8 protein-coding genes and 1 tRNA gene are annotated in these 11,557 nt (G+C 53.8%); 4 read left to right on the plus strand and 5 right to left on the minus strand.

The genetic code is table 11. From position 1 onward, the window contains the following. Positions 1–21: 21 nt before the first annotated feature. Genes GOW04_RS21155 through GOW04_RS21165 form a run of 3 tightly spaced genes read left to right on the plus strand, consistent with a single transcriptional unit; the run spans position 22 to position 3,331 of the window. On the plus strand, positions 22–1,077 hold the full coding sequence (locus tag GOW04_RS21155; RefSeq protein WP_152456674.1) for a glycine betaine/L-proline ABC transporter ATP-binding protein: 1,056 nt from the start codon (positions 22–24) through the stop codon (positions 1,075–1,077). Continuing rightward, positions 1,074–2,615, plus strand: a complete 1,542-nt coding sequence (locus GOW04_RS21160) for a proline/glycine betaine ABC transporter permease (protein ID WP_171233926.1) — start codon at positions 1,074–1,076, stop codon at positions 2,613–2,615. The genes GOW04_RS21155 and GOW04_RS21160 overlap by 4 nt, the downstream gene beginning before the upstream one ends. Then, positions 2,612–3,331, plus strand: coding sequence for an alpha/beta fold hydrolase (locus GOW04_RS21165; RefSeq protein WP_171233927.1), 720 nt, complete (start codon positions 2,612–2,614; stop codon positions 3,329–3,331). Before GOW04_RS21160 ends, GOW04_RS21165 begins: the two co-directional genes overlap by 4 nt. Positions 3,332–3,599: 268 nt before the next feature. Here the strand turns inward: GOW04_RS21165 and GOW04_RS21170 are convergent, their stop codons facing one another. Then, positions 3,600–4,505, minus strand: a complete 906-nt coding sequence (locus GOW04_RS21170; RefSeq protein ID WP_171233928.1) for a hypothetical protein — start codon at positions 4,503–4,505, stop codon at positions 3,600–3,602. A 146-nt stretch (positions 4,506–4,651) separates the two neighbouring features. Between GOW04_RS21170 and GOW04_RS21175 the strand changes: the two genes are divergently transcribed. After that, a tRNA-Thr gene (locus GOW04_RS21175) sits at positions 4,652–4,727 on the plus strand. Between the two features lie 802 nt (positions 4,728–5,529). Here GOW04_RS21175 and GOW04_RS21180 read toward each other — a convergent pair. The 4 genes from GOW04_RS21180 to GOW04_RS21195 form a co-directional block, all read right to left on the minus strand. Continuing rightward, entirely contained in the window at positions 5,530–7,404 is a 1,875-nt protein-coding gene (locus GOW04_RS21180; protein ID WP_171233929.1) for a DUF3604 domain-containing protein, read from the minus strand. A gap of 193 nt (positions 7,405–7,597) precedes the next feature. Continuing rightward, positions 7,598–8,896 (minus strand): TAXI family TRAP transporter solute-binding subunit, encoded by a 1,299-nt coding sequence (locus GOW04_RS21185; protein ID WP_171233930.1) that lies wholly within the window; start codon positions 8,894–8,896, stop codon positions 7,598–7,600. Between the two features lie 236 nt (positions 8,897–9,132). Continuing rightward, entirely contained in the window at positions 9,133–10,023 is an 891-nt protein-coding gene (locus GOW04_RS21190) for a DUF2950 family protein (protein WP_171233931.1), read from the minus strand. A 1-nt stretch (position 10,024) separates the two neighbouring features. Next, complete coding sequence (locus GOW04_RS21195; protein ID WP_171233932.1) at positions 10,025–11,320, minus strand: DUF3300 domain-containing protein; 1,296 nt, start codon at positions 11,318–11,320, stop codon at positions 10,025–10,027. Positions 11,321–11,557 lie beyond the last annotated feature (237 nt).

Below are 11,557 nucleotides of genomic sequence, written 5' to 3' on the forward strand. Positions count from 1 at the left end.
TTGCGCATCTCTGGGGGACTTATGAGCGACGATACCGTTATTGAAATCTCGAATGTCTGGAAGATTTTCGGGGGCAGGCCCGAGGTGGCGCTGCAGGCAATCCGCGACCGTGGATTGGACAAGGCCCAGGTGCTGGCGGAATACAACTGCGTTGTCGGCGTCGCGGATGTCAGTCTTTCGGTCAACCGGGGCGAGATATTCTGCATCATGGGCCTGTCAGGCAGCGGGAAGTCCACTCTGGTCCGCCATTTCAACCGGCTGTTAGAACCCACCGCAGGCAAGATCGAAATCGAAGGCACGGACGTGATGGCCCTGGGCCCGAAAGAGCTTCAGCAGTTTCGCAACAACAAGATTGGCATGGTCTTTCAGAACTTTGCGCTGATGCCGCATCGGTCTGTGCTGGACAATGTCGCAATGCCGCTGGAGATCCGGCAGGTCAGCAAGAATGAACGCATGCGTCAGGCCGCTGCTATTCTGGATATCGTCGAACTCGGAGCCTGGGGATCGAAATTCGCACACGAGTTGTCCGGGGGAATGCAGCAACGTGTGGGCCTTGCCCGGGCACTGGCAGCGAACCCGGATGTGTTGTTGATGGACGAACCGTTCTCGGCGTTGGACCCGTTGATCCGGCGGCAATTGCAGGATGAGTTCATTCGACTGAGCAAAATCCTGAAAAAGACGACGATCTTCATCACCCATGATTTGGATGAAGCCGTCCGCATCGGGAACCGGATCGCGATCATGCGCGACGGCAAGGTGGTGCAGATCGGAACGGCCGAAGACATCGTCATGAACCCCGCCGATGACTATGTCGCCGATTTCGTGGCGGGTATCTCAAGGCTCAAGGTGGTGCGTGCCCACGCCGTCATGCGGCCCATACCGGAACATGTCGCGACCCATGGTCCGCTGCCCTCGGACGCCCCGCGTGTGAATGAAGGCGAAAACCTGAGCACGCTGATCAATCTGGCAATCGACACCGACAGCGCGATCCTTGTGGAGGACGGCGGCGTGGATGTTGGCGTCATAACCCGTGCCGATCTGTTGCGCACCGTGATCGAAGGAACCGAAGTGTCATGAGGTCTTCAGATGTGAACCCGCTGGAAGATACCGAGAGCGAAGCAGCCCAGGCATATGCCGAAGAGCGGCGCGAAAACATCCGTGCCTTCGTTCGCACCAGCCCCGACTATTACATCCGCAACTTCGACAAGATCGGCGCATCGTCCCGATTTACGCCGACTTTCAATCTGATGGCCGGGGTGTTTGGCCCGGTCTGGTTCGGTGCACGGGGCTTGTGGTCATGGGCGTTGCCATTTCTGATCCTCGAAACAATAGCCTATGTGCAGATCGCGCGCGGGATGTTCGGCGACCTGGCGGCCGAGGCAATGGAACGCATCGCGTCAATTGAAGGAACGCTTGAGCTGCGCCGTCAGCAGTTGGCCGCTGCCATCGAAAACAACTCGGACAAGATCGACGTCTACCAGCGGACGGTGGACTCGCTCGAGGAAAACATAGGCGGCATCCGCGCCGAAGCCGAAGCAATGGCCGCTGAAGGGCCTTACATCGTTCTGACCGGCCTGATCATTCTGATCATCGTCAAGCTTGTTCAGTCACAGGTGGCAAACTGGGCGCTCGAGGCGCGTTTCTCGGAATGGCTGTCAGATCGTTCAATCCGATCTGCAATGCCGGTATCGCAGATCGTGTTCAGCGCGATCTTCATGGCGCTGATCGTTGCTGCGGCGATGATGCATTACAGCTTTCCGGGGCGTTTCTCGTTGCTTAGCCACTTCCCGACAGACCCCAATATCCGCCTGACCAGCATCACCTGGGTGGAAGATTTCATCGCCTGGTGCGTGCGCAACAGCGAAGCGTTCTTTGACGGGCTGACATTCGGTATCCGTACCCTGCTGGACGCGCTCGAGGTCATCCTGGTGCAGACGCCATGGATCGTGATCGCCAGTCTCATCATTCTGCTGACATGGCTGACTGCGGGTGTCAGCACGGCAATCTATTCGGGCGCGTTTCTGGCCTATATGGGGCTGTTGGGCTTTTGGGAGGGCGCAATGACCACGCTGGCCTTGTTGGGGACAGCGGCATGCCTGTCGATTGTCATCGGAATTCCACTGGGCATGTTCGCGGCGCGTCGCCCTCGGTTCTACGCTTTCATCCAGCCGATCATGGATTTCATGCAAACCATGCCCGCCTTTGTTTTCATGGTCCCCGTGATCGCGTTTTTTGGTGTCGGCAAGCCGGCGGCAGTCGTGGTCACGATGATTTTCGGTGGTACGCCCGTGGTGCGCCTGACCGTTCTCGGCTTGCGTGGCGTGCCCGAAAGCGTGCGCGAGGCGGCGATCAGTTTCGGCGCCAACAAATGGTATCTGCTCACCAAAGTCGACTTGCCGCTGGCGAGCCCGTCGATCCGGGCGGGGATCAATCAGACAATCATGTTGTCACTGGCAATGGTTGTTGTTGCGTCTCTGATCGGTGCCAAAGGGCTGGGCGAGGATGTTCTTGAAGCGTTGCAATACGCGAATGTGGGCCAGGGTATTCTTGCGGGGTTCTCAATCCTGTTCTGTGCCATGATCCTCGATCGGATTGTACAGGGCGGTCGGAAATGACACCCATCGTGTTTGTTCACGGGTTCCTGGGCGGCAGTCGGCAATGGCAGCGGCAGGTCGAGGCCCTGAAAGGTTACGATGTCATCACGCTGGATCTGCCTGGTTTTGGCGAAAATGCGCAACGTGACGCGTTTTGCAGCATCTCGGGATTCGCGGACTGGGCGCTGAATGAGCTGAAGGCGCGCAACATCGAGACATTCCACCTGGTTGGTCACTCGATGGGTGGAATGGTCGTGCAGGAAATGGTTGCCCGTGCGCCCGAGCGTGTTGACCGTTTGGTTCTTTATGGCACCGGGTCCCAAGGTGTGCTGCCCGGGCGGTTTGAGACCATCGACACTTCGAAAACCCGTGCCTGTGCAGACGGGCCGATAGTGACGGCGCGGCGGATTGCGGCAACCTGGTTTCTCGAACGCGAAAACGCCTTGGAATATGAACTTTGCGCTACGATAGCCCAGAAAAGCAACCTGAAGGCCATGCTGTCTGGTTTGGATGCGATGCATTCCTGGAGCGGCGCTGAAAACCTGCCGGCAATCAGGACCAAGACGCTGATTATCTGGGGGGATCGTGATCGCACCTACCCATGGAGTCAGACGGAACAGCTGTGGCAATCCATTCCGAATGCAAACCTAGCGGTGATACCAAACTCTGCACATGCGACCCATCTGGAAAAAGCTGAACTGTTCAACGGGATATTGCGAGATTACTTAGTTGCCTGATGAATTGTGCCAAACAAATGAACCGGTCAGTTGATGCCATTCTGCTGCAAACCGGATGATCAATTTGGTCGAAGGCCATGGTTTGTAAGATAAACCCATCGACCGGCAGGATTTTCCGTATCAACACGTCGCTGCAAGACCACCAGTTCGCTGCCTGATATTCAGCAGGGCCCCAAATATGCTTGCGTTCCTGCCCTCACGCCGGATTCGTGGAAAAGCTTCCTTCGCGCAATTTGTGCACCCAACCCAACGGCACTGCGCAAACCGATCAGATTTGCAAAAAACGAACGTCAGGCATGGACCGGATCGTGGCCAGATCCTGTTCGTAAAGCTCTGTGAACGCTTCAACTATGTCGGAATTCCAGCCCGGTAAATCGAGCTCTTCTTCGATTTGCTCCGGCCGGGCGTATTCGTCCAGAATATTCGCCATCTCTTCACGTCGGCGGCCGTGATCGATGGCGTCCCCTTTTCTCACGATGTCCAATACATGACGTTGTCCGGCTTCTGTCAAAAGGGAGGACAGGAATGCAAACTCTTCATGAAGCACAGCCTCGTCAGGCAGTCCCGCTATGGCGCGGATGATATCGCCCCAGATAAGCGGGGAATTCTCGTGTTCCCACAAGGTGAGCTGAACCTGAGGCGCAAGATCCCGCAGGTCTTCGATCATGCCAAGCCAGCTGAGGCAGCTTAAATCGGTGCTGGCCAGAATGTCCCGTCGATGGTCTTCATGGATCGAGGCCAGAATCTTTGGAACAAAAACCCCGGGGTTCACCAGCCCTGCAAACACTTGAACCTGCACGCCGTCCAGCAGAGTGCCCGTATGGGCTGTTCTATTCCCTGCAAACGGATAGATCTGGCCGTCTTGCAGCGCGGTGCGCCTGGGGCCAAAGAACTTGTCGCTCGACACAACCACGCGGTCCAGATTCTGGTTTCCGGCAACAAGCTCGGACAATCTGTTCCGTGCGTCTGCATCAGATACACCCTGCAGAATCGAGTCAGACATCACTTTGACGAATAGCCGGGACCGACGCGGCCCCAGAACCGCAGTTCGGTATTCGGCCAGTACGCTCCTGTTCGCGCCAAGCGAGGACATCACCAGCCCTTCATCCGAAAAGGCAACACCGGCGTGGATGGCAACCTGCATTTTTTCCTTTACCCCTTGGCTTTTCTGCATAGCCGCGTCCGTTACCACTCGCGAGATATTTGCAACGGATGAATTCAGCGTTTTTTTGCACGTTCTCAGGAAATCGGGCAATGTCTAAGTTTGGGCTAAAATTCAGGCTTGCAGTCTACTGCCAGAGGAAGTAATCGACAGCCAGTGCCCCTATAGCTCAGCTGGTAGAGCAACTGATTTGTAATCAGTAGGTCCGCGGTTCGAGTCCGTGTGGGGGCACCATAGCATCCGCTAAGCTGTTGTAAAGCATCATCTTTATCTCAGGATGGAGCCGCCGTAGAACGTGGCGGAGAACAAAACTGCACCCCACTCATTTGTCAAAGATGGCGTTTTCTACTTTGTGCGGATAGTCCCGAAGGATCTGAAGCAACTCTACACGTCGTCGAAATCTCACACTTACTGAGATCCATGTCAGCTTCAGTGGCAGCATCAAGGGCTACAAGAGCTGCACAACAGCTTAACGAATAATGGTATCACCTTCGGGTCAAGGACAGCGACTTACCGGGCAAACACATGCTTCGACGGCGCAATACGCCAATACCGCTCCGGTGACGTTCGTTGCGTTTTCCACTATGCGGGAGACGGTCAAGCTATCGAAGGCTGGGCCAACTATCTTCGACTGAAGGGCCATGCCCAAGTGCCTGTAGGACCGCGTTACGTAGAGGCCCTTGGTGATGGCGCAGAGTGCTGCAACCGTCAGATCACAGCCCATCGCAGTCACCATGTGCCACCGCTCCGCCAGCTGATCTTGCGTCATGTTTGGTATATCAACCTCATTTGCTCACTGCGGCACGAGGAAGTTCGATCCGCTTCTATTAAACAAAGTAAGGGTTCTGAGTTCAGAAATCTGTGGCCACCGCCAATAAAGATGTGACACATCCGCAAAATGTCTGACCTCGCTACCTTGAACACACGGGAATCGGCGCCTGCAAATGGCCCGAAAGCTGACGTTAAATAAAACACTTGGAAGAGGGCTTCGAGCCCAGGGCAGACTAAGTGAATTTCAATCTTAATCTAATACCAATCATCCCTGAGGTGTGTACCAGATAGGCGACGTATAAGCCCTTTCTTGTATCGACCAAGGGGCTTCGTCAGGGATTTCTGTCCCGAACACCTTGGCGTCGTATGTCGTCCAGCGCGGCGTTGGTATGGCCAGCACTCTGACGTAGTAGAACGCGCTTTGCGTCGGGTCATAGTCCGGGTCTTCCCAATATCCGGCGAGAATTGCCTCGCCGATGTCATTTGTCCAAGACGCGTTTTCTACATCCACCGTATTGCCAACCGGGCCGTCACACGCCGCGTTTACAAGTTCACGCTCGCCGCAAGCAACATCATAAATACGTTCCGACGTTGTGCCGTCACTGTTCAGCCAGCCTTTGACAATCTGAATACGGTCGAGGTTGGCCCCATCGGGGTCGCGGAGAGCACGGATGAGAAATCGCGGAGATCGACCATCACTATCCGCTGGCAAATCCGCCCCCATAGGGACGCCATTTTCATATCCATACGCGGCAAAATCCGCACGTGGCAGGTCGGTTTCGTCGAATTCATATCCGGCAAAAACGCGAACACGCATGCGCGGCCCCGTGGTTGCATAGACTTCTTTCCGAGCAAAAGCATCCCAAATCGCCTCGCGGGTGTTTTCCCTTGCCCAAACGGCCGCCAAACCCGACGCCGAAGTCTGCCATGCATATTGTGCAACACTCTCGTCACCACCAATACCGCCGACGACTTCTTCAAATCGGATCGGGTCAGCAGTAGGTTCAACAGCCGCGACTTTCCCGAAGAAATTGTCCTCGCCAACCGTGGACAGCGATGTATGAGCGTCAGTTGAGCCGATCACGCCAAACTTGAACGGGTTTGTCCCAGTTTCCGCCTCGTATCCTAGTCCACGACGCAATGCCGCGCGTGCATACTCGCGTGGAAGCATCTCCGGTGTCTTGGGCTCTGGTCCAAGTTGTCCTTTGTCCCACGTTTCAAAGTCGGCAAATTCATCGTCAGGTGACAGCATGGGATGTGCTTCGCCGTCACCTTTCATTTGTGTGATTTCGTAGATCGGTTCCCACTTGGCACGCTGTTTGAAATACTCAACATCGAACGGTTCGCCGGACAAGCGCACTTCGTCGAACATCAACCCGTTGGACAAATTGCCATTGTGCGGGATCGCGAGCAGCTTTTGGCCTGTTGTCTCTTCGGCTTGTTCCATCCATGCCCAAAGGTCTTCGGGGTCGAAGCTGTCAAAGTTCGAGAACGGGATGATCTTGTCAGCGCCCTCTTTGCCACCATTGAATATGACATTCCTGTGCAGGTTGTTCCGCTGTGGGTTTGAGGTCCACTCGAACCCGATAAGCGCAGTAAACAAACCCGGTTGACTGTGTGCCTCAGCGGCAGAGGTAATGTTGCTCCACGCTGTTTGGTAAATCTCCTGATAATCCGCCAAGGGGTCTGTGCCAGTGGACTTGGCTTGGCTCCAAATCGACCATGCGCCAACCGGATCACCGGCCTCGACAGCAGCGTTCAGTTGCTGGCCAAACTCCGTGGAGAGCAGCGTGGCATCTTTGGCTGAGAGCAGCGGCGCGAGACCAAGGTTCTCGGCGTGATCGGCAATAACCAAAAAACCCAATGGTCGGCGCAACCTCGCTTCGACGCCGGTGCTGGATGTAACGACTTCGCCTTTGGCAAACCTGTACGCTTCATCAGGGCCAAGTACATTTCCGATCATCCCAGCATCGGCAGAGTATGATGTATGCAAATGGGTGTCGCCGAAAAAGACCTGATTAGGGAAGTTTTGTTGTGGGTAAGGGGAATACTCTCTGTCACCGGGTTGAGTGTTCGGGATGTCCTCGGCATGCGCGGCAGCAGTAAACGCAACAGTCAAAATAGATGCTAAACGGAACATTTCCTAACCTCTTATTTTGTTCAGAGCTTACAACGCTCAATACAAGTAACCATGACGCAAAATCTAAACTGTTTTCGCCCAGCAAAGCTGCCGCCAAAGAAAACTCTGCTAATGATGGCTGCGAGCCCAAAGTACTGTTCAAGCAATGATTAAAGCATACGACCGTACCTAAGTCTCAAATAGAAATGGTATTTTAAGTTGGTTTGCTTGAGAAGGCCGGGGTTCCATCATTTTTGGCAGTTCGACGACGCGCAATCTCCTGTCGAATTAGATCTATGTGCAAACGCGCATCATATGCTCCCTGGCGGTATGCGAGAGGCAGATTCAGATTTGCAAGGGCGGTGTCCACGTCTTCGATATTTTTGGCGACCTCTTCTACTTCAGTTGAGGTCTGTGCCTTGCCGAGTTCCTCCTCAAGCGCAGCGATGCGCTGATAAAAACGCCAGACCCGGCGCTTTTGAAACCACACGTAACTGGACGGGACGATCCGCAGAAACGGTACTAAGAACAACAAAGGCAACAGCAATAACAATACGCTGCCAAACTGCGCCGCGATCCAATATGGCAAGACGCCATGCAAAAAGTTTGGCCCAGAGTTTATAAGTTCTGTGGCAATCTTGTTTAATGGTACAGGTGGCGAAGCCGTGTTTGGATACTCGCGCGCACTTTGCAAAATATTAGGTTCGCTATGAATGTTCTTTGCTGCATTTACCAACCTATCGGTTACTGCAGGGTGCAGATCGGATGCGGCGATAAGTGAAGCTCGCAATGCTAAGATCTTAACATCCTCTGGTGGTCTCGGAGGGTCGAGTGTGATTGATCCTGCCGGCACAGTTACCGAATTCGCTCCGGAAAGTTTCAATGCAAGGGCGTCGACCAAAGCCATAGGGACGAAAATGATATCTGGATCAAAAATTGCATCCATAAGGTAAGGTGCATCGAGTGGAGCGACAAACAACGCGGCATCCGCTTCGTTGGCATACAACGCCCCTATCGCATCATGGCCCCCGACATCGACGAGGTCTATGCCGACATTTTGCAACCCAGCGGCCTCAATTAGCGCTAAAGCGGCGGCGCGAGTACCAGACGCCTGAGATCCTGCAGCTAAGCGTATGTCTCCCCATTCTCCTGCATTAGCTCCGACTGGACTAGACTTTCCGCGAAACACCACCATGGGTTCAAGAAAAATGGCACCCAGAGACTGTAAGCTTTCGTCCTGAGGGAGTTCGAGGCCGCCTTGAACAAATGCGGCATCCACTTCGCCAGAAACAAGTCTCTGAATATTCTCAACGGACCCTTCGGTTTCTACTAAAACTACCTGAATGCCGTCACGTGCAAGTTCTGCTTTGTAGAGTTGTCCAACTTGCCAATATCCCCCGCCGTTTATGCCAGCAGCTAGCTTAATACTGTTGGGCGGCTTCAAGCCAAAGATCAGAAAAACAAGCAAACCGACAAATATAAGCGGAAAGAGAATGAATAGAGCTAAGCGCATTTATTCTCACATTCAGATGATCGGAATCGATAATTCGTTCTCATTTGATAGCAATCTTTTTACCACCGAGAAACCGATCACAGTGAGTAGCACTCGAAAGTTCGAGTTCTTCGGTTCAAGTATCCCGACATATTTAGTGGGTGCGCAAAAAACCAAGTACGCATGAAGGAGTTTTAAGTCAAAAACTGGCTGTCGCAGCAAAGCGCAGAGCTTAAGCGCCACTTTCAATCCAAATATTACTCGACCGGTGACCAATTCGTGTCTGGATCATAGGCAGAAATTTCAGCTGCAATGCTAAGTGTCTCCGGGCCAAAATCTGCCTCGTAGACTATGCCGTTTTCGCCAACCAGAAAGGAATGGATGCCAGTTTCTCCATAGTCTGCCGGTATTGCCAGCAAGGCATGTCCTGCAACAAAGTGATCCCCGACAAAATAAGAGTAGGCACCCCCCGGAGCGTTAGGGCCCTGCTCTTGCAGGATTGTGTAATAATAACCAAGAAACGGTTCGGCTTCATAGTCAACCTGACCGTCACTCCACCCCGAAGCTGCGGCGCGGGCAAGCGCTGCACCGACAAAGCTGTTTTTTCCAGGCCAGAAGAGTCCGTTTTGCTCTTCCGGATCGGAAATGATCGTCTGAGCGAATTCCATAACGCCATTCCCGTTATGGTCCACAAGCCGGAAAGCTGCCTGCAGATCGACATAGGCCTCAAGCAATTCGATCACTTCCAACTCATTCAAACCTATTTCGCGGGCTGAAAGCTCTTCGATCCCTGCTTCTAGGTCAAAGCGCCAACCGTCATCTGTACGAAGAATTGGAATTGGAAATGGCCAACTGTCTTCACCCAGGAGAAGTACAACCCCTTCATCCTCAGGCTGAAAGCGATACCCCTCAGCGTACATGCCTAACACTTCCTGCCTTCTTTCTTGGTCTTCCGCCGGATCGCCCGTTCCCACTAAATCTTCGGCCTCAGGACCAAAAATTTCGAGCATCTTGCTCTGATCATTGGCCTTCAACGCACCAACAAAAGCATCCAGTGCGGATTGCGGGGTATCGAAGTTGGCCCCGCCAGAGAGGGCCGGGCTTGCACTCCCGGCGAGCAACAAAATTGTAAATACTGATCTACGCACCTTACCGTCTCCGCTTGCCTTTAGCTGCATGTCCACGCTTGGACGCGCTTTGTGTTCTGCTACCGGACGCTTTTTTCTTCATCGCTTGCCCTTTGGATGCCTTGGGCTTGCCCTGCGCCGATACGGCCTTCTTCGCCAACGGCTTCTTCGCAGTCTGCGGTCTTTGTGCGACTGGCTTTTTCGTTGCATCTGGACGTTTGGTGCGATCAATAGCCTGTTGCTTTGCGGCGACCTTGTCCCGATTAGCGTTGCCACGGTTCACCAAAGCCCCGCCTGCTACAGCCCCTGCACCGACCGCAGCCGCGGCCGCCCCGCGGTCCCGGCTAATATCTGCAGCACCAGATTCTCGGCTCAACTTTGCACGCAGCTCATCGGTGCGACCGTCAGGACGGTTAACCGGCAAGTCGCCACGGCCACCTTCAGGTCTTTTGTGGTCCGCTATTTTGTTCCGGGCCTCCTGTTGCCGGTCAGGATCGGGATTCCATCCGATATTCGTTCGGTCACCTAAATCTATGTCATTGCCGAATTTGACGTTGCCATCGACGTCAATATCGATGTCTGGTTTTCTATAAATTGGACCACCGCCCCAGCCACCGCAATTTCGGCACCCCCAATAGTCGTACCAATCATCGTCGTCGTCAAAAATCTCGTCGATCAGGGCGACAGTGCCAAAAGTCAGTAATGCGGCGCCCACAACATCCCCGGTTGACGGACCGGTATAAACTGTCTCGGGATTGTATTGTGGGACGTATACTGTTTCGGGCTCTGTCGGTGTAATTATCACTGTGTCGTCGTCAGATACTTCGACAGTTTGCTCGGGCCCTGAAACAAGAGCGCCGCTGTCAATTGCCTGATCCCGCATGACCTGCACCGCATCCAACACATCATCGGACTGGGCCAACATGGCTGTGCCGACTGTCTCGGTCCAGTCAATATGGGTGGCCATCTGACCAACAATTTCGGGGAATGCCGTCGCCAACACACTGACGGAAGGATCCCATCCCATTGCTTCGATTTCCAGCTCAAGCTCAACAGGGTCGCGATCGGTGTTGTCCAGTAGATACCGTTCAGCCTTAACAATTTCCAACGGCTGGGTGGCCGCGACAAATATCTGTATGAGAAGCGTGTCGGGATAAAGAGCAACCGGGGCGACCAATGTCTGCAACTCAGCGTCAGTTAGCAGGCTGGATGAGGTCGCCGAGATACCATCTTTTGCCGCTACATCTTCGGACGACTCTTGCGCTAACGCGGAAGTAGATACGCAAATACCGAATGCAATTAATAGAAACCTGAACATATTGCGATCCTTCGATTTCTTGAAGGATCACCTAAGACTGCGATTCTGGCAACCAATCAGTCAAATAGACGGTTATGGGACAATTATCGGCCCCCAGCCAAGTTTGAGCGAGTGGCCTCTTTGGGCTCGATTTGGACGTTTGACACAATACCTCGAATGACAGCTTTGCGAATATTTTGTTAAAAAACTCTTCCTTGATCGGTGCATGAACTGCTGATTCAATTCTTCCAATGGGTG

The organism is Ruegeria sp. HKCCA4812 (assembly GCF_013034245.1).
Lineage (GTDB): Bacteria > Pseudomonadota > Alphaproteobacteria > Rhodobacterales > Rhodobacteraceae > Ruegeria.